Genomic DNA, 17,237 nt, shown 5'->3' on the forward strand with positions numbered 1-17,237 from the left:
TTAATAGGAGGTGTGACGAATGACCAAAGGAATCTTAGGAAGAAAAATTGGTATGACGCAAGTATTCGCTGAGAATGGTGATCTTATTCCGGTAACTGTTATCGAGGCTGCTCCAAACGTTGTTCTTCAAAAGAAAACAGCTGAAAACGACGGTTACGAAGCAATCCAGCTTGGTTTTGACGACAAGCGTGAAAAGCTTTCTAACAAACCTGAAAAAGGGCACGTTGCAAAAGCGGAAACTGCTCCTAAGCGCTTCGTTAAAGAATTACGCGGAGTGGAAATGGATGCGTATGAAGTTGGTCAGGAAGTCAAGGTTGAAATTTTCTCTGCTGGAGAAATCGTAGATGTAACAGGAGTATCTAAAGGTAAAGGTTTCCAAGGTGCGATCAAGCGCCACGGACAATCTCGCGGACCTATGTCTCACGGTTCACGCTACCACCGTCGTCCTGGTTCAATGGGACCTGTAGATCCTAACCGTGTATTCAAAGGTAAATTATTACCTGGACGTATGGGCGGAGAGCAAATCACTGTTCAAAACCTTGAAATCGTAAAAGTTGATGCAGAACGCAATCTTCTTTTGATCAAAGGTAACGTACCTGGTGCGAAGAAATCTTTAATCACTGTTAAAAGTGCTGTTAAATCTAAATAATTCTCTTAGGAAAGGAGGAAATTGATTATGCCAAAAGTAGCATTATACAACCAAAACGGTTCTACTGCTGGTGACATCGAATTAAACGCTTCTGTATTTGGTATCGAACCAAATGAGAGTGTTGTATTCGACGCTATTCTTATGCAAAGAGCTTCCTTACGTCAAGGAACTCACAAAGTAAAAAATCGTTCTGAAGTACGCGGCGGAGGTCGTAAACCATGGCGTCAAAAAGGGACTGGACGTGCCCGTCAAGGTTCAATCCGTTCACCGCAATGGCGCGGAGGTGGTGTCGTATTCGGCCCAACACCACGCAGCTATTCTTATAAATTACCTAAAAAAGTTCGCCGCTTGGCAATCAAATCAGTATTGTCTTCTAAAGTGATCGACAACAACATCATCGTTCTTGAAGATCTTACTCTTGATACGGCTAAAACAAAAGAAATGGCAGCTATCCTTAAAGGATTATCTGTTGAGAAAAAAGCTTTAATCGTAACTGCGGATGCAAACGAAGCAGTAGCTTTATCTGCTCGTAACATTCCTGGAGTTACTGTTGTTGAAGCTAACGGAATCAACGTTTTAGACGTTGTCAACCACGAGAAGCTTCTGATTACAAAAGCAGCGGTTGAAAAAGTAGAGGAGGTGCTTGCATAATGAAAGATCCTCGTGATGTTCTAAAGCGCCCCGTCATTACTGAACGTTCTGCCGATTTAATGACTGAAAAAAAATATACTTTTGAAGTTGATGTAAGAGCTAACAAAACAGAAGTGAAAGACGCGGTTGAAAGCATCTTTGGAGTGAAAGTTGACAAAGTCAACATCATGAACTACAAAGGCAAATCAAAACGTGTCGGACGCTACACTGGTATGACTAGCCGTCGCAGAAAAGCGATCGTAAAACTTACTGCAGACAGCAAAGAAATCGAAATTTTTGAAGCTTAATTATCTGTAAAAAGAAGGAGGGAAATTCAAAATGGCGATTAAAAAGTATAAACCGACCTCTAATGGACGTCGTGGCATGACAACTTCAGATTTTGCTGAAATCACGACTGACAAGCCGGAAAAATCCTTGCTTGCTCCCCTTCACAAAAAAGGCGGACGTAACAACCAAGGTAAATTGACTGTACGTCACCAAGGTGGCGGACATAAACGCCAATACCGTGTTATCGACTTCAAACGCGATAAAGATGGTATACCTGGACGCGTTGCTACAGTTGAATACGATCCAAACCGTTCAGCTAACATCGCTCTAATCAACTATGCAGACGGAGAAAAACGTTACATTCTTGCTCCTAAAGGAATTCAAGTAGGTACTGAAATCATGTCAGGTCCTGAAGCTGACATTAAAGTAGGTAATGCACTTCCACTTATCAACATCCCTGTTGGTACAGTTGTGCATAACATTGAATTAAAACCTGGTAAAGGCGGACAGCTTGTACGTTCAGCTGGTACATCTGCTCAGGTTCTTGGTAAAGAAGGTAAATACGTTCTTGTACGTCTTAACTCTGGTGAAGTTCGCATGATCCTTTCTGCTTGCCGTGCTTCTATCGGTCAAGTAGGCAACGAACAGCACGAACTTATCAACATTGGTAAAGCTGGACGTTCTCGCTGGAAAGGCATCCGTCCTACTGTTCGTGGTTCTGTAATGAACCCTAACGATCACCCACACGGTGGTGGTGAAGGACGTGCGCCAATCGGACGTAAATCACCAATGTCTCCATGGGGCAAACCAACTCTTGGATTCAAGACTCGTAAGAAAAAGAACAAATCCGATAAATTTATCGTACGTCGTCGTAAAAATAAATAACGGGGTTGTCTACGGTTCTTTTCGGACCGTAGTGCAATCACGAAGGGAGGTTCCAAAATGGCTCGCAGCTTAAAAAAAGGACCATTTGTCGATGGACACTTGATGACTAAAATCGAGAAATTAAATGAAACAGACAAGAAACAAGTCGTAAAAACTTGGTCTCGTCGTTCTACTATTTTCCCACAGTTTATTGGTCACACAATCGCAGTCTATGACGGACGTAAACACGTGCCTGTATTCATCTCTGAAGATATGGTAGGGCACAAGTTGGGTGAATTCGCTCCAACTCGTACGTACAAAGGTCATGCTAGTGATGACAAAAAAACAAGACGCTAAGAGAGGAGGCTTTTAAATGCAAGCTAAAGCTGTTGCAAGAACAGTCCGTATTGCTCCTCGTAAAGCACGTCTAGTAATGGACCTGATTCGAGGCAAGCAAGTAGGTGAGGCAGTATCAATCTTGAACCTTACGCCAAGAGCTGCTTCTCCAATTATCGAGAAAGTATTAAAATCCGCTATTGCAAATGCTGAGCATAACTATGAAATGGACGCTAACAACCTGGTTATTTCTCAAGCATTCGTTGACGAAGGCCCTACGTTAAAAAGATTCCGCCCACGTGCTATGGGACGTGCGAGCCAAATCAACAAACGTACGAGCCACATTACAATCGTTGTATCAGAAAAGAAGGAGGGATAAGTAGTGGGTCAAAAGGTAAATCCAGTCGGTCTTCGTATCGGAGTCATTCGTGATTGGGAATCTAAGTGGTACGCTGGTAAAGATTACGCTGACTTCCTGCACGAAGATTTAAAAATTCGTGAATACATTAGCAAACGCCTTTCTGACGCTTCTGTTTCTAAAGTAGAAATCGAGCGTGCAGCAAACCGCGTTAACATTACGATCCACACAGCTAAGCCTGGTATGGTTATCGGTAAAGGCGGTTCTGAAGTCGAAGCACTTCGCAAAGCCCTTAACAGCCTTACTGGCAAGCGTGTACACATTAACATTCTTGAAATCAAAAGAGCAGATCTTGATGCACAGCTAGTTGCTGACAACATCGCTCGTCAATTAGAAAACCGTGTTTCTTTCCGCCGTGCGCAGAAACAACAAATCCAACGTACTATGCGTGCTGGAGCACAAGGTGTGAAAACAATGGTTTCTGGTCGTCTTGGCGGTGCAGATATCGCTCGTTCTGAATACTACAGTGAAGGAACTGTTCCATTGCACACATTACGTGCGGACATTGACTATGCAACATCTGAAGCTGATACTACTTACGGTAAGCTTGGTGTAAAAGTCTGGATCTATCGTGGAGAGGTTCTTCCTACTAAGAAGAAAACTGAGGAAGGAGGAAAATAATATGTTATTACCAAAACGCGTTAAATATCGCAGAGAGCATCGCGGAAAAATGCGCGGCCGTGCGAAAGGCGGTACTGAAGTACATTTCGGAGAATTCGGTATCCAAGCTCTAGAAGCTTCTTGGATTACTAACCGTCAAATCGAAGCTGCACGTATTGCGATGACTCGTTACATGAAACGTGGCGGTAAAGTTTGGATCAAAATTTTCCCTTCTAAACCTTACACTGCTAAACCACTTGAGGTACGTATGGGATCCGGTAAAGGGGCTCCAGAAGGTTGGGTAGCTGTTGTAAAACCGGGCAAAGTTTTATTTGAAATTTCTGGTGTGTCTGAAGAGGTTGCTCGTGAAGCGCTTCGCCTTGCATCTCACAAATTGCCAATTAAAACGAAGTTCGTAAAACGTGAAGAAATTGGTGGTGAATCAAATGAAAGCTAATGAAATTCGTGACCTTACCACTGCTGAAATTGAACAAAAAGTAAAGTCTCTTAAAGAAGAACTTTTCAATCTTCGCTTTCAATTAGCGACAGGACAACTTGAAAATACTGCTCGCATTCGTGAAGTGCGCAAAGCTATCGCGCGCATGAAAACTGTGATTCGTGAAAGAGAAATTGCTGCTAATAAATAATCACTGAGGGGAGGTCGTGAGCATGAGCGAACGTAACCAACGCAAAGTTTACCAAGGCCGTGTTGTTTCTGACAAAATGGATAAAACCATTACTGTTGTTGTTGAGACATACAAAAAACATACACTTTACGGTAAACGCGTAAAATACTCAAAAAAATTCAAAGCACATGATGAAAATAATCAAGCTAAAATCGGTGACATCGTTAAGATCATGGAAACTCGTCCATTGTCTGCAACTAAGCGTTTCCGTCTAGTTGAAGTTGTCGAAGAAGCTGTTATTATCTAATAAAGTTCGGAATTCTTTTTCCGAAGGGAGGTAACAAATAATGATTCAACAAGAGACTCGTTTAAAAGTAGCTGACAACTCTGGCGCACGTGAAGTACTTACTATTAAAGTTCTTGGTGGTTCTGGACGTAAAACAGCTAACATTGGTGATGTAATTGTTTGCACGGTTAAACAAGCAACACCAGGAGGCGTTGTCAAAAAAGGTGAAGTCGTAAAAGCTGTTATCGTTCGCACTAAAAGCGGAGCGCGCAGAAGTGACGGTTCATACATCAGCTTCGATGAGAATGCATGTGTTATCATCCGTGACGACAAGAGCCCACGCGGAACTCGTATCTTCGGACCAGTTGCTCGTGAATTGCGTGAAAACAACTTTATGAAAATTGTTTCTCTAGCTCCAGAAGTTATCTAATGAAATAAATGCCTTACTCAAGGAGGTGCGATCAGGATGCATGTAAAAAAAGGCGATAAAGTTATGGTTATCTCTGGTAAAGATAAAGGCAAACAAGGAACAATCCTTGCTGCTTTCCCTAAAAAGGACCGCGTTTTAGTTGAAGGTGTTAACATGGTAAAGAAACACTCTAAACCAACTCAAGCTAACCCTCAAGGCGGTATTTCTAATCAAGAGGCGCCAATTCATGTATCAAACGTTATGCCGCTCGATCCTAAAACAGGTGAAGTGACTCGCGTAGGATACAAAGTGGAAGATGGCAAAAAAGTTCGTGTAGCAAAAAAATCTGGGCAAGTTCTAGATAAATAGTATTAAAAGGAAGGGAGGTCTATCTCATGAACCGCCTTAAAGAAAAGTACAATAAAGAAATTGCACCTGCTTTAATGACTAAGTTCAATTATGATTCAGTCATGCAAGTGCCTAAAATCGAAAAAATCGTAATCAACATGGGTGTTGGTGACGCTGTTCAAAACGCCAAAGCAATCGACAGTGCTGTTGAAGAATTAACGTTTATCGCAGGTCAAAAACCTGTCGTTACTCGTGCGAAGAAATCAATTGCTGGATTCCGTCTTCGTGAGGGAATGCCTATCGGTGCGAAAGTAACTCTTCGCGGAGAGCGCATGTATGATTTCCTTGATAAACTTATTTCTGTATCTTTACCGCGTGTACGTGACTTCCGCGGGGTTTCTAAAAAATCTTTCGACGGTCGCGGTAACTACACACTTGGTATCAAAGAACAGTTAATCTTCCCTGAAATTGACTACGATAAAGTAACAAAGGTTCGCGGAATGGACATCGTTATCGTAACAACTGCTAATACTGACGAAGAAGCTCGTGAGCTATTAACTCAAGTAGGTATGCCGTTCCAGAAATAATCAATGAAAGGGAGGCGAAATCGTGGCTAAAAAGTCTATGATTGCGAAACAACAACGTACACCAAAGTTTAAAGTACAAGAGTACACACGCTGTGAACGCTGCGGACGTCCGCATTCAGTCATTCGTAAATTTAAACTTTGCCGTATTTGTTTCCGTGAGCTTGCATATAAAGGACAAATTCCTGGCGTGAAAAAAGCCAGCTGGTAATCCCCAAGAAAGGGAAGGAGGTAATTATATAATGGTTATGACAGATCCAATTGCAGATATGCTAACTCGTATTCGCAATGCAAACATGGTACGTCATGAGAAGCTTGAAATTCCTGCTTCTAAATTGAAAAGAGAAATTGCTGAAATTTTAAAGCGTGAAGGTTTCATTCGTGACGTTGAGTTCGTAGAAGACAGCAAACAAGGTATCATCCGCGTTTTCTTGAAATACGGACAAAACAACGAGCGCGTTATCACTGGTCTTAAAAGAATCAGCAAGCCTGGTTTGCGTGTTTATGCTAAATCTAATGAAGTACCCCGCGTACTTAACGGTCTTGGAATCGCGATTATTTCTACATCACAAGGTGTTTTAACGGACAAAGAAGCCCGTGCAAAACAAGCTGGTGGAGAAGTTCTAGCATACGTTTGGTAAGAAGTTTAACATGAATGGAGGTGTTTGGTATGTCTCGTGTAGGTAAGAAGCTACTTGAGATTCCTTCTGATGTTACAGTAACGTTAAATGATAACAACACTGTAGCTGTGAAAGGACCAAAAGGAGAATTAACTCGTACGTTTCACCCTGATATGGAGATTAAAGTAGAGGACAATGTGCTTACAGTCGCTCGTCCTTCTGATCAAAAAGAGCACCGTGCCCTGCATGGTACGACTCGCAGTCTGCTTGGCAACATGGTTGAAGGTGTATCTAAAGGATTTGAAAGAGGTTTGGAATTAGTCGGTGTCGGTTACCGTGCTTCTAAATCCGGAAATAAACTTGTTTTAAACGTTGGATACTCTCATCCTGTTGAGATCGTTCCTGAAGAAGGCATCGAAATCGAAGTTCCTTCTCAAACAAAAGTAGTTGTAAAAGGTACAGACAAAGAACGCGTAGGAGCTATTGCTGCTAACATCCGCGCTGTACGTTCTCCAGAGCCTTACAAAGGTAAAGGAATCCGCTACGAAGGTGAAGTTGTTCGCCGTAAAGAAGGTAAATCTGCTAAGTAAGATCGCTTAAAGTGAAGAAAGGAGTGACCTAGATGATTACGAAAACTAGCAAAAATGCTGCTCGTCTTAAAAGACACGCTCGTGTTCGCGCTAAACTTTCCGGTACTGCTGAAAGACCGCGCCTGAACGTTTTCCGTTCTAACAAGCACATTTACGCTCAAATCATCGATGATGTAAATGGTGTAACACTTGCTAGTGCATCTACTCTCGATAAAGACTTGAACGTTGAAAGCACTGGAGATACTTCTGCTGCTACTAAAGTTGGAGAATTAGTTGCAAAACGCGCTGCTGAAAAAGGCATTTCTGACGTAGTATTTGACCGTGGCGGATACTTATACCATGGACGTGTAAAAGCTTTGGCTGATGCCGCTCGTGAAGCTGGACTTAAATTTTAATAAAAGAAGGAGGGACACATGATTATGCGTCGTATTGACCCAAGCAAATTAGAGTTAGAAGAACGCTTAGTTACGGTTAACCGCGTAGCGAAAGTTGTTAAAGGTGGTCGTCGTTTCCGCTTCGCAGCTCTAGTCGTTGTCGGTGACAAAAACGGACACGTAGGATTCGGTACTGGTAAAGCACAAGAAGTACCAGAAGCGATCCGCAAAGCTGTTGAAGATGCGAAAAAGAATTTGATTGAAGTACCAATGGTTGGAACTACAATTCCACACGAAATCATCGGACGTTTCGGTGCAGGTAACATCTTGTTAAAACCTGCTTCTGAAGGTACTGGAGTTATCGCTGGAGGCCCTGTACGTGCGGTACTTGAGCTAGCTGGTGTAGCTGATATCCTTTCTAAGTCTTTAGGTTCTAACACACCGATCAACATGATTCGTGCAACACTTCAAGGTTTAAGTGAGCTTAAACGTGCTGAAGACGTTGCGAAGCTTCGTGGAAAATCTGTAGAAGAACTGTTAGGATAAGGAGGGAACATTAATGGCTAAATTAGAAATTACCCTCAAACGAAGTGTAATCGGTCGCCCGGAAGACCAACGCGTTACTGTAAGAACACTTGGTTTAAAGAAAACAAACCAAACTGTTGTTCATGAAGACAACGCTGCGATCCGTGGTATGATTAATAAAGTATCTCATTTAGTTTCTGTTAAAGAACAATAAAAATATTTGATCGGATAAGGAGGTGTCCTAATGAAACTTCATGAATTAAAACCTTCAGAAGGTTCACGCAAAACGCGTAATCGCGTAGGTCGTGGTATTGGTTCTGGCAACGGTAAAACAGCTGGTAAAGGTCACAAAGGTCAAAACGCTCGTTCTGGCGGCGGTGTACGCCCTGGATTCGAGGGGGGACAAATGCCTTTATTCCAACGTCTTCCTAAACGCGGTTTCACTAACATCAACCGCAAGGAATACGCTGTAGTCAACCTAGACAAATTGAACGGTTTTGCAGAAGGAACGGAAGTCACTCCTGAACTTCTTCTAGAGACTGGTGTTATTAGCAAACTTAATGCAGGAGTAAAGATTCTTGGCAACGGTAAATTAGAGAAAAAATTAACTGTAAAAGCCAATAAATTCTCTGCTTCTGCGAAAGAAGCTGTTGAAGCTGCTGGCGGTACAGCTGAGGTGATCTAACTTGTTTAAAACAATCTCCAACTTTATGCGTGTGAGTGATATCAGGAATAAAATCATATTCACTTTACTCATGCTTATCGTCTTTCGCATAGGTGCGTTTATTCCTGTGCCTTACGTTAACGCTGAAGCGTTACAGGCACAGTCTCAAATGGGTGTTTTTGATCTCCTTAATACATTTGGCGGCGGTGCGCTTTACCAATTTTCCATTTTCGCAATGGGAATTACTCCTTATATCACGGCTTCGATCATCATTCAGCTGCTTCAGATGGATGTGGTACCGAAGTTTACCGAGTGGTCTAAGCAAGGTGAAGTTGGCCGCCGTAAATTAGCTCAGTTCACAAGGTACTTTACGATTGTGCTTGGTTTCATCCAAGCGTTAGGTATGTCATATGGATTCAACAATCTGGCAAACGGTATGCTGATCGAAAAATCCGGTGTATCGACATATCTTATCATTGCTTTAGTGCTCACTGGCGGAACTGCCTTTTTAATGTGGCTTGGGGAACAAATTACTTCTCATGGAGTAGGCAACGGAATATCGATCATTATCTTCGCGGGGATTGTGTCTAGTATTCCAAAAACAATTGGGCAAATATATGAGACTCAATTTGTCGGCAGCAACGATCAGTTGTTTATTCATATTGTGAAAGTCGCACTTCTTGTGATTGCGATTTTAGCAGTTATTGTTGGAGTTATTTTCATTCAGCAAGCCGTACGGAAAATTGCGATTCAATATGCTAAAGGCACAGGTCGTTCACCTGCTGGCGGAGGTCAGTCTACACACCTTCCATTGAAAGTGAATCCTGCAGGGGTTATTCCGGTAATCTTTGCGGTTGCGTTTTTGATAACGCCGCGGACGATCGCGTCATTCTTTGGAACAAACGATGTGACAAAGTGGATTCAAAACAACTTTGATAATACGCATCCGGTGGGTATGGCGATATATGTTGCGTTGATTATTGCCTTTACGTACTTTTATGCTTTTGTACAGGTAAACCCTGAACAAATGGCTGATAACCTTAAAAAACAGGGTGGCTATATCCCGGGGGTTCGTCCAGGGAAAATGACTCAAGATAGAATTACGAGCATTTTGTATCGACTTACGTTTGTGGGTTCTATATTCTTAGCCGTGATTTCCATTCTTCCTATCTTTTTCATTCAATTCGCTGGATTGCCTCAAAGTGCACAAATTGGCGGAACATCTTTGTTAATTGTTGTCGGGGTAGCCTTGGAGACAATGAAACAACTAGAAAGCCAGTTGGTGAAACGAAACTACCGTGGATTTATGAAAAACTAGAGGAAATGGATTTATCCATTCCCTCTTAATAAAGAGAGGACGGGGGAAATCCGAATGAACTTAGTCTTAATGGGGCTTCCTGGTGCCGGTAAAGGCACACAGGGCGAACGAATTGTTGAGGATTATGGGATTCCTCATATCTCAACAGGAGATATGTTCCGTGCTGCTATGAAAGAAGAAACACCACTCGGACTCGAAGCAAAATCTTATATTGATAAGGGAGAGCTCGTACCTGACGAAGTCACAATCGGAATTGTAAAAGAGAGACTTGGCAAAGATGATTGTGAAAGAGGTTTTCTTCTGGACGGATTTCCGCGAACAGTCGCTCAAGCCGAAGCTCTTGAAGAAATTCTTGAGGAATACGGCAAGCCGATTGATTATGTCATTAACATTGAAGTCGACAAAGACGCTCTGATGGAACGTCTGACTGGACGCAGAATTTGCAGTGTTTGCGGCACAACCTATCATTTAGTCTTTAATCCGCCGAAAACGCCGGGTATTTGTGATAAAGACGGAGGCGAACTCTATCAACGGGCAGATGATAATGAGGAAACAGTCTCTAAACGGCTTGAGGTAAACATGAAGCAAACTCAGCCTTTACTCGATTTCTATTCAGAGAAAGGTTATCTTGCAAACGTGAATGGCCAGCAGGACATTCAAGACGTGTATGCAGATGTGAAGGATCTTCTTGGAGGATTAAAAAAATGATTATCTGTAAAACCCCACGTGAACTTGGTATCATGCGGGAAGCAGGGCGAATTGTGGCTTTAACTCATGAAGAGTTAAAAAAGCACATTAAACCAGGAATCTCGACAAAAGAATTGGATCAAATTGCCGAACGTTTTATTAAGAAGCAGGGTGCAATCCCATCTTTTAAGGGGTATAATGGGTTTCGCGGGAGCATTTGCGTATCAGTTAATGAAGAACTCGTTCACGGCATTCCTGGCAGCAGGGTGCTGAAGGACGGAGACATCATCAGTATTGATATCGGTGCTAAATTAAATGGTTATCATGGTGACTCTGCATGGACATATCCGGTAGGAAACATCAGTGATGATGACAAAAAACTTCTGGAAGTGACAGAGGAGTCTTTATATAAAGGCTTGCAGGAAGCAAAACCAGGTGAACGTTTGTCGAATATTTCCCACGCAATACAAACGTATGTCGAAAATGAGCAGTTTTCAGTTGTTAGGGAGTATGTCGGACATGGTGTTGGTCAAGACTTGCATGAGGACCCGCAAATTCCTCATTACGGTCCGCCCAACAAAGGACCACGGCTTAAACCTGGCATGGTTCTCGCTATTGAACCTATGGTGAACGCTGGCAGCCGCTACGTGAAAACATTGGCTGATAACTGGACGGTTGTAACGGTAGATGGGAAAAAGTGTGCTCATTTTGAACATACGATTGCGATTACGGAAACGGGTTTTGATATACTGACGAGAGTCTAGATGATGAAAATAATTCCGAAGACAGATGTTTTTCAAGCTTGATAGGGCAGAAAGCTTGGGTGAACATTGGCAAGACCGAATTCATCTTGCTGCTTGTCGTTGGAATTTTAACCATCATCAATGTACTAACAGCATACGGAGAAAAGCGTACATTTCATTCTCCTAAGAAAAAGAATATCAATCATTTAACCCTTTATGATTGCGTATCTCCGGAAGTTCAGAACAGTATAAACGAAACAGGGCGTGTGACAAACTTCTTTTGAAATTTGTCAGAAAGCAAGTTACTGATTTGAAGAAGGGAGAACACTTGAATGGCGAAAGACGATGTAATTGAAGTGGAAGGTACTATAGTCGAAACACTGCCAAACGCGATGTTCAAAGTTGAACTTGAAAATGGCCACACTGTTTTGGCTCATGTATCTGGTAAAATCCGCATGCACTTCATTCGCATTTTACCTGGAGACAAAGTTACGGTAGAATTATCTCCATATGACTTAACTCGTGGCAGGATTACGTACCGTTACAAATAAAGCACTCCGGAAACTGAAGGAGGTTGGAAACACATGAAAGTGAGACCATCAGTTAAACCAATCTGCGAAAAATGTAAAGTTATTCGCAGAAAAGGAAAAGTAATGGTGATCTGTGAAAATCCAAAGCATAAACAAAAACAAGGATAATTTATAAGGAGGTGCCCAGAGAATGGCTCGTATTGCTGGTGTAGATATCCCACGTGACAAACGTGTTGTTATTTCTTTAACATACATCTTCGGAATTGGCCGCACAACGGCTCAGCAAGTTTTAAAAGAAGCTGGAGTTTCAGAAGATACTCGTGTGCGCGATCTTACTGAAGAAGAACTTGGTAAAATCCGTGATATTATTGACAAACTGAAAGTAGAAGGTGACCTTCGCCGTGAAGTTTCTCTTAATATCAAACGTCTGATCGAAATCGGAAGCTACCGCGGAATCCGTCATCGCAGAGGATTACCTGTTCGCGGACAAAACTCTAAAAACAATGCGCGTACTCGTAAAGGTCCGCGTCGTACTGTAGCTAACAAGAAAAAATAAGTAAGGGAGGTTCTTAAACAATGGCTGCTGCTCGTAAATCTAACACGCGTAAACGTCGCGTGAAAAAGAATATTGAGTCTGGAATTGCTCATATTCGTTCAACTTTCAATAACACGATCGTTACGATCACTGACACTCATGGTAATGCTATTTCTTGGTCTAGTGCCGGAGCTTTAGGATTCAGAGGTTCTCGTAAATCTACTCCTTTTGCTGCGCAAATGGCTGCAGAAACAGCTGCTAAAGGTTCAATCGAACATGGTCTTAAAACTCTAGAGGTTACTGTTAAAGGACCTGGTTCAGGCCGTGAAGCTGCAATCCGTGCACTTCAAGCTGCTGGACTAGAAGTCACTGCTATCAGAGACGTAACTCCTGTTCCTCATAACGGATGCCGTCCACCAAAACGTCGCCGCGTGTAATTTGTTTGTATAGATTTTGTGTCCCTGTCAATAATGGGTTATGATACAGTTATTTATGAAACGAATGCACCGACTCGTTGCCTGAGCACATACGGGACTAAACAATGGGGAATTTCGGATGGAATCTCATATGATTCTATTCGAGGTTTCGACGTTTTGAAGGAGGGTTTTAAGTAATGATCGAGATTGAAAAACCAAAAATCGAAACGGTTGAAATCAGCGACGATGCCAAATTTGGTAAGTTTGTCGTAGAGCCACTTGAGCGTGGATATGGTACAACTCTGGGTAACTCCTTACGTCGTATCCTCTTATCCTCACTCCCTGGTGCCGCTGTAACATCAATCCAGATAGATGGTGTACTGCACGAATTCTCGACAATTGAAGGCGTTGTGGAAGATGTTACAACGATTATCTTACACATTAAAAAGCTTGCATTGAAAATCTACTCTGATGAAGAGAAGACGCTAGAAATTGATGTACAGGGTGAAGGAACTGTAACGGCAGCTGATATTACACACGATAGTGATGTAGAGATCTTAAATCCTGATCTTCATATCGCGACTCTTGGTGAGAATGCGAGTTTCCGAGTTCGCCTTACTGCTCAAAGAGGACGTGGGTATACGCCTGCTGACGCAAACAAAAGAGACGATCAGCCAATCGGCGTGATTCCGATCGATTCTATCTATACGCCAGTTTCTCGTGTATCTTATCAGGTAGAGAACACTCGTGTAGGCCAAGTTGCAAACTATGATAAACTTACACTTGATGTTTGGACTGATGGAAGCACTGGACCGAAAGAAGCAATTGCGCTTGGTTCAAAGATTTTAACTGAACACCTTAATATATTCGTTGGTTTAACTGACGAAGCTCAACATGCTGAAATCATGGTTGAAAAAGAAGAAGATCAAAAAGAGAAAGTTCTTGAAATGACAATTGAAGAATTGGATCTTTCTGTTCGTTCTTACAACTGCTTAAAGCGTGCGGGTATTAACACGGTTCAAGAGCTTGCGAACAAGACGGAAGAAGATATGATGAAAGTTCGAAATCTAGGACGCAAATCACTTGAAGAAGTGAAAGCGAAACTAGAAGAACTTGGACTCGGACTTCGCAAAGACGATTGACTAGTTTCCCTTGTGAACTAGGATTTTCGTGTGTTTATTATTCAGAAACAGCATTCCAATAAAGGAGGGGACATCACATGTCATACAGAAAACTAGGACGTACGAGTGCACAGCGTAAAGCTATGCTTCGTGATCTTACAACTGATTTGATCATCAACGAAAGAATCGAAACAACTGAAACACGTGCGAAAGAACTTCGCTCTGTAGTTGAAAAAATGATCACGCTTGGCAAACGCGGTGATCTTCACGCTCGCCGTCAAGCTGCTGCATACATCCGCAACGAGGTTGCAAACGAAGAAAATAATCAAGATGCACTTCAAAAATTATTCTCTGACATTGCAACTCGTTACGAGGAGCGCCAAGGTGGATACACACGTATTATGAAGCTTGGTCCTCGCCGTGGTGACGGAGCACCAATGGCAATTATCGAATTGGTTTAATCACATATTTTTGTGTATCTAAAGAAGGGCGGGACAGTTTCTAACTGGATCTATGCCCTTTTTTTAGATACTGCAACTTTTAATAGAGAGAAAAGCAGAGCATTAGCTGAGAGGAGGCCGGTTTTCCATGAATCAAAATCAGTTGATATCGGTAGAGGATATCGTATTTCGATATCGGAAGGACGCAGAAAGACGAGCACTAGACGGCGTCTCCCTGCAGGTGTATGAGGGTGAATGGCTTGCAATCGTAGGTCATAACGGTTCAGGGAAATCAACACTGGCCCGGGCATTGAATGGTTTAATTCTTCCTGAATCAGGCGACATTGAGGTTGCCGGGATTCAATTGACAGAGGAATCTGTTTGGGAAGTGCGTAAGAAGATAGGTATGGTCTTTCAAAATCCGGATAACCAATTTGTCGGAACGACTGTTCGCGATGATGTGGCTTTTGGTTTAGAAAACAATGGTGTACCGCGGGAAGAAATGATTGAGAGAGTAGACTGGGCAGTAAAACAGGTGAATATGCAAGATTTTCTCGATCAAGAGCCGCACCATCTCTCCGGAGGCCAAAAGCAGAGAGTTGCGATTGCGGGGGTTATTGCCGCACGTCCTGATATTATTATCTTAGATGAAGCAACATCCATGCTTGATCCGATCGGGCGAGAAGAAGTGCTTGAAACGGTAAGACATTTAAAAGAGCAGGGCATGGCGACTGTCATATCCATTACACATGATCTGAATGAGGCAGCAAAAGCAGACAGGATCATTGTCATGAATGGCGGTAAAAAATATGCTGAAGGGCCGCCTGAAGAGATTTTTAAATTGAATAAAGAACTTGTTCGAATTGGGCTTGATTTACCCTTCTCATTCCAGCTTAGCCAGCTTTTAAGAGAAAATGGACTGGCTTTGGAAGAAAACCATTTGACTCAGGAAGGGCTGGTGAAAGAGCTGTGGACATTACAATCAAAGATGTAGAGCATCGCTATCAGATGAAGACGCCGTTTGAGCGCCTAGCACTGTATGATATCAATGCATCGATTAAAGAAGGAAGCTACGTAGCCGTTATCGGGCATACAGGCTCTGGCAAGTCCACTCTTCTTCAGCACCTAAATGGTCTCCTGAAGCCGACGAAGGGACAGATATCACTAGGCAGCACTGTCATTCAGGCAGGGAAAAAGAATAAAGATCTGAAAAAACTTCGTAAAAAAGTCGGAATCGTTTTCCAATTTCCTGAGCATCAATTATTCGAAGAAACAGTTCTTAAAGATATTTCATTCGGACCGATGAACTTTGGTGTTAAAAAAGAAGATGCTGAACAAAAAGCGAGAGAGATGCTGCAGCTTGTAGGTTTATCAGAAGAGCTTTTGGACAGGTCACCCTTTGAATTAAGCGGGGGACAAATGCGCAGAGTTGCAATTGCCGGCGTACTTGCAATGGACCCTGAAGTGCTTGTTCTCGATGAACCGACTGCAGGATTGGACCCAAGAGGGCGAAAAGAGATTATGGACATGTTTTATGAGCTTCATCAACGTGGGAACCTGACGACGATCCTTGTGACACACAGCATGGAGGATGCAGCCGCATACGCTGATGAAATGATTGTTATGCATAAAGGAACGATACAAGCATCAGGCAGTCCGCGTGATCTGTTTTTAAAGGGTGAAGAGATGGCCGGCTGGGGGCTGGATCTTCCTGAAACAATAAAATTCCAAAGACACCTTGAAGCTGTACTGGGTGTGAGATTTAATGAGCCTATGCTCACAATCGAAGATGCCGCTGCCAAAATCCGTGCTCTTTTTCAGGGGGAGAAGACTTTATGATGGACAGCATGATTATCGGCAAGTATGTACCGGGTACTTCACTTGTGCACCGGCTTGACCCCAGAACAAAACTGATCACGATCTTTTTATTTGTCTGCATCGTATTCTTAGCCAATAATGTTCAGACATATGCGTTGCTTGGTTTATTTACAATTGGCGTCGTTTCTTTAACAAGAGTTCCTTTCTCTTTTTTAATGAAAGGGCTGAAGCCAATCATCTGGATTGTCCTTTTTACGTTCCTTCTTCACATCCTTATGACACATGAAGGACCGATTATCTTTCAAATAGGTTTTTTCAAAGTCTATGAGGGCGGTCTGGTTCAGGGGATATTCATTTCTCTTAGATTCGTCTATTTGATTTTAATCACAACCTTATTAACGCTTACGACTACACCGATTGAGATTACCGATGGAATGGAGCAGCTGCTGAACCCATTGAAAAAATTAAAGCTTCCTGTTCATGAGCTGGCTCTTATGATGTCAATTTCTTTACGGTTTATTCCGACACTGATGGAGGAGACAGATAAGATCATGAAGGCTCAGATGGCGCGAGGCGTTGATTTTACAAGCGGGCCTGTCAAAGATAGAGTGAAGGCTATTGTCCCGCTTCTTGTCCCGCTCTTCGTCAGCGCATTTAAACGCGCCGAAGAGCTTGCGGTGGCAATGGAAGCAAGAGGCTATCAAGGCGGAGAAGGACGTACGAAATATAGAAAGCTTGTATGGACAGGAAAAGACACTTCTGTCATTGTCAGCTTAATTGTATTAGCTGCTTTGTTATTTTTCTTAAGGGCTTAGAGG

Annotated in this window: 32 protein-coding genes and 1 pseudogene; all 33 read left to right on the forward strand. The window is 42.5% G+C overall.

What is annotated here, in order from left to right:
- Positions 1 to 19 precede the first annotated feature (19 nt).
- Positions 20 to 649, forward strand: coding sequence for a 50S ribosomal protein L3 (gene rplC, locus NSQ16_RS00725; protein ID WP_004399671.1), 630 nt, complete (start codon positions 20 to 22; stop codon positions 647 to 649).
- Between the two features lie 27 nt (positions 650 to 676).
- Positions 677 to 1,300 carry a 50S ribosomal protein L4 gene (gene rplD / locus NSQ16_RS00730; protein WP_004399658.1) on the forward strand — a complete coding sequence of 208 codons (624 nt, stop codon included), beginning with the start codon at positions 677 to 679 and terminating at the stop codon, positions 1,298 to 1,300.
- Positions 1,300 to 1,587, forward strand: coding sequence for a 50S ribosomal protein L23 (gene rplW, locus NSQ16_RS00735; protein ID WP_003156467.1), 288 nt, complete (start codon positions 1,300 to 1,302; stop codon positions 1,585 to 1,587). Before rplD ends, rplW begins: the two co-directional genes overlap by 1 nt.
- Positions 1,588 to 1,618: 31 nt before the next feature.
- Positions 1,619 to 2,452 (forward strand): 50S ribosomal protein L2, encoded by an 834-nt coding sequence (gene rplB / locus NSQ16_RS00740; protein WP_003225795.1) that lies wholly within the window; start codon positions 1,619 to 1,621, stop codon positions 2,450 to 2,452.
- Between the two features lie 57 nt (positions 2,453 to 2,509).
- On the forward strand, positions 2,510 to 2,788 hold the full coding sequence (gene rpsS, locus NSQ16_RS00745; RefSeq protein WP_003156472.1) for a 30S ribosomal protein S19: 279 nt from the start codon (positions 2,510 to 2,512) through the stop codon (positions 2,786 to 2,788).
- A 16-nt stretch (positions 2,789 to 2,804) separates the two neighbouring features.
- Positions 2,805 to 3,146 carry a 50S ribosomal protein L22 gene (rplV, locus tag NSQ16_RS00750; protein ID WP_003156475.1) on the forward strand — a complete coding sequence of 114 codons (342 nt, stop codon included), beginning with the start codon at positions 2,805 to 2,807 and terminating at the stop codon, positions 3,144 to 3,146.
- A gap of 3 nt (positions 3,147 to 3,149) precedes the next feature.
- The gene (gene rpsC, locus NSQ16_RS00755; RefSeq protein WP_003242001.1) at positions 3,150 to 3,806 is read left to right on the forward strand and encodes a 30S ribosomal protein S3; all 657 of its coding nucleotides are present in this window, start codon (positions 3,150 to 3,152) and stop codon (positions 3,804 to 3,806) included.
- A gap of 1 nt (position 3,807) precedes the next feature.
- Positions 3,808 to 4,242: a 50S ribosomal protein L16 gene (gene rplP / locus NSQ16_RS00760; protein WP_003225801.1), complete on the forward strand. Its 435-nt coding sequence runs from the start codon at positions 3,808 to 3,810 to the stop codon at positions 4,240 to 4,242.
- Positions 4,232 to 4,432, forward strand: a complete 201-nt coding sequence (gene rpmC, locus NSQ16_RS00765; protein ID WP_003156482.1) for a 50S ribosomal protein L29 — start codon at positions 4,232 to 4,234, stop codon at positions 4,430 to 4,432. The genes rplP and rpmC overlap by 11 nt, the downstream gene beginning before the upstream one ends.
- A 22-nt stretch (positions 4,433 to 4,454) precedes the next feature.
- The gene (gene rpsQ / locus NSQ16_RS00770; RefSeq protein WP_003225804.1) at positions 4,455 to 4,718 is read left to right on the forward strand and encodes a 30S ribosomal protein S17; all 264 of its coding nucleotides are present in this window, start codon (positions 4,455 to 4,457) and stop codon (positions 4,716 to 4,718) included.
- 40 nt (positions 4,719 to 4,758) lie between these two features.
- Positions 4,759 to 5,127 carry a 50S ribosomal protein L14 gene (rplN, locus tag NSQ16_RS00775; RefSeq protein WP_003225805.1) on the forward strand — a complete coding sequence of 123 codons (369 nt, stop codon included), beginning with the start codon at positions 4,759 to 4,761 and terminating at the stop codon, positions 5,125 to 5,127.
- 36 nt (positions 5,128 to 5,163) lie between these two features.
- Complete coding sequence (gene rplX, locus NSQ16_RS00780; RefSeq protein WP_003156486.1) at positions 5,164 to 5,475, forward strand: 50S ribosomal protein L24; 312 nt, start codon at positions 5,164 to 5,166, stop codon at positions 5,473 to 5,475.
- Between the two features lie 26 nt (positions 5,476 to 5,501).
- On the forward strand, positions 5,502 to 6,041 hold the full coding sequence (gene rplE, locus NSQ16_RS00785) for a 50S ribosomal protein L5 (protein ID WP_003225809.1): 540 nt from the start codon (positions 5,502 to 5,504) through the stop codon (positions 6,039 to 6,041).
- Between the two features lie 22 nt (positions 6,042 to 6,063).
- Entirely contained in the window at positions 6,064 to 6,249 is a 186-nt protein-coding gene (gene rpsN / locus NSQ16_RS00790; RefSeq protein WP_003156488.1) for a 30S ribosomal protein S14, read from the forward strand.
- 31 nt (positions 6,250 to 6,280) lie between these two features.
- Complete coding sequence (gene rpsH, locus NSQ16_RS00795) at positions 6,281 to 6,679, forward strand: 30S ribosomal protein S8 (RefSeq protein WP_003241998.1); 399 nt, start codon at positions 6,281 to 6,283, stop codon at positions 6,677 to 6,679.
- Between the two features lie 29 nt (positions 6,680 to 6,708).
- Positions 6,709 to 7,248, forward strand: a complete 540-nt coding sequence (rplF, locus tag NSQ16_RS00800) for a 50S ribosomal protein L6 (RefSeq protein ID WP_004399690.1) — start codon at positions 6,709 to 6,711, stop codon at positions 7,246 to 7,248.
- Between the two features lie 32 nt (positions 7,249 to 7,280).
- Positions 7,281 to 7,643, forward strand: coding sequence for a 50S ribosomal protein L18 (gene rplR / locus NSQ16_RS00805; protein WP_003225816.1), 363 nt, complete (start codon positions 7,281 to 7,283; stop codon positions 7,641 to 7,643).
- 24 nt (positions 7,644 to 7,667) lie between these two features.
- Entirely contained in the window at positions 7,668 to 8,168 is a 501-nt protein-coding gene (gene rpsE / locus NSQ16_RS00810) for a 30S ribosomal protein S5 (protein WP_003328273.1), read from the forward strand.
- 13 nt (positions 8,169 to 8,181) lie between these two features.
- On the forward strand, positions 8,182 to 8,361 hold the full coding sequence (gene rpmD / locus NSQ16_RS00815; RefSeq protein ID WP_003156497.1) for a 50S ribosomal protein L30: 180 nt from the start codon (positions 8,182 to 8,184) through the stop codon (positions 8,359 to 8,361).
- Between the two features lie 30 nt (positions 8,362 to 8,391).
- The gene (rplO, locus tag NSQ16_RS00820; RefSeq protein WP_003225819.1) at positions 8,392 to 8,832 is read left to right on the forward strand and encodes a 50S ribosomal protein L15; all 441 of its coding nucleotides are present in this window, start codon (positions 8,392 to 8,394) and stop codon (positions 8,830 to 8,832) included.
- A 1-nt stretch (position 8,833) separates the two neighbouring features.
- Positions 8,834 to 10,129, forward strand: a complete 1,296-nt coding sequence (gene secY / locus NSQ16_RS00825; protein WP_004399662.1) for a preprotein translocase subunit SecY — start codon at positions 8,834 to 8,836, stop codon at positions 10,127 to 10,129.
- Between the two features lie 54 nt (positions 10,130 to 10,183).
- Positions 10,184 to 10,837, forward strand: coding sequence for an adenylate kinase (locus NSQ16_RS00830; RefSeq protein WP_003241987.1), 654 nt, complete (start codon positions 10,184 to 10,186; stop codon positions 10,835 to 10,837).
- Positions 10,834 to 11,580 carry a type I methionyl aminopeptidase gene (gene map, locus NSQ16_RS00835; protein WP_003225828.1) on the forward strand — a complete coding sequence of 249 codons (747 nt, stop codon included), beginning with the start codon at positions 10,834 to 10,836 and terminating at the stop codon, positions 11,578 to 11,580. Before NSQ16_RS00830 ends, map begins: the two co-directional genes overlap by 4 nt.
- A 65-nt stretch (positions 11,581 to 11,645) precedes the next feature.
- Positions 11,646 to 11,914 (forward strand): annotated as a pseudogene (locus NSQ16_RS00840) (ribosome-binding protein ybzG).
- A complete protein-coding gene (infA, locus tag NSQ16_RS00845) occupies positions 11,892 to 12,110 on the forward strand; it encodes a translation initiation factor IF-1 (protein ID WP_003156508.1) in 219 nt (72 codons plus the stop codon). The pseudogene NSQ16_RS00840 and the gene infA overlap by 23 nt, the downstream one beginning before the upstream one ends.
- Positions 12,111 to 12,143: 33 nt before the next feature.
- Positions 12,144 to 12,257, forward strand: coding sequence for a 50S ribosomal protein L36 (rpmJ, locus tag NSQ16_RS00850; RefSeq protein WP_003156543.1), 114 nt, complete (start codon positions 12,144 to 12,146; stop codon positions 12,255 to 12,257).
- A 22-nt stretch (positions 12,258 to 12,279) separates the two neighbouring features.
- Positions 12,280 to 12,645 (forward strand): 30S ribosomal protein S13, encoded by a 366-nt coding sequence (gene rpsM, locus NSQ16_RS00855; RefSeq protein ID WP_003235095.1) that lies wholly within the window; start codon positions 12,280 to 12,282, stop codon positions 12,643 to 12,645.
- Positions 12,646 to 12,665: 20 nt separating this feature from the next.
- A complete protein-coding gene (gene rpsK / locus NSQ16_RS00860; protein ID WP_009966385.1) occupies positions 12,666 to 13,061 on the forward strand; it encodes a 30S ribosomal protein S11 in 396 nt (131 codons plus the stop codon).
- Positions 13,062 to 13,237: 176 nt separating this feature from the next.
- Positions 13,238 to 14,182: a DNA-directed RNA polymerase subunit alpha gene (locus NSQ16_RS00865; RefSeq protein ID WP_003225835.1), complete on the forward strand. Its 945-nt coding sequence runs from the start codon at positions 13,238 to 13,240 to the stop codon at positions 14,180 to 14,182.
- A 77-nt stretch (positions 14,183 to 14,259) separates the two neighbouring features.
- Positions 14,260 to 14,622 (forward strand): 50S ribosomal protein L17, encoded by a 363-nt coding sequence (gene rplQ / locus NSQ16_RS00870; RefSeq protein WP_003225836.1) that lies wholly within the window; start codon positions 14,260 to 14,262, stop codon positions 14,620 to 14,622.
- Between the two features lie 127 nt (positions 14,623 to 14,749).
- Positions 14,750 to 15,595, forward strand: a complete 846-nt coding sequence (locus NSQ16_RS00875) for an energy-coupling factor ABC transporter ATP-binding protein (RefSeq protein WP_004399689.1) — start codon at positions 14,750 to 14,752, stop codon at positions 15,593 to 15,595.
- The gene (locus NSQ16_RS00880) at positions 15,571 to 16,440 is read left to right on the forward strand and encodes an energy-coupling factor ABC transporter ATP-binding protein (RefSeq protein ID WP_106074231.1); all 870 of its coding nucleotides are present in this window, start codon (positions 15,571 to 15,573) and stop codon (positions 16,438 to 16,440) included. Before NSQ16_RS00875 ends, NSQ16_RS00880 begins: the two co-directional genes overlap by 25 nt.
- A complete protein-coding gene (locus NSQ16_RS00885; protein WP_029317183.1) occupies positions 16,437 to 17,234 on the forward strand; it encodes an energy-coupling factor transporter transmembrane protein EcfT in 798 nt (265 codons plus the stop codon). Before NSQ16_RS00880 ends, NSQ16_RS00885 begins: the two co-directional genes overlap by 4 nt.
- The last annotated feature ends 3 nt before the right edge of the window (positions 17,235 to 17,237 follow it).

The sequence above is a fragment of the Bacillus sp. PS108 genome, assembly GCF_037963335.1.
Lineage (GTDB): Bacteria > Bacillota > Bacilli > Bacillales > Bacillaceae > Bacillus > Bacillus subtilis.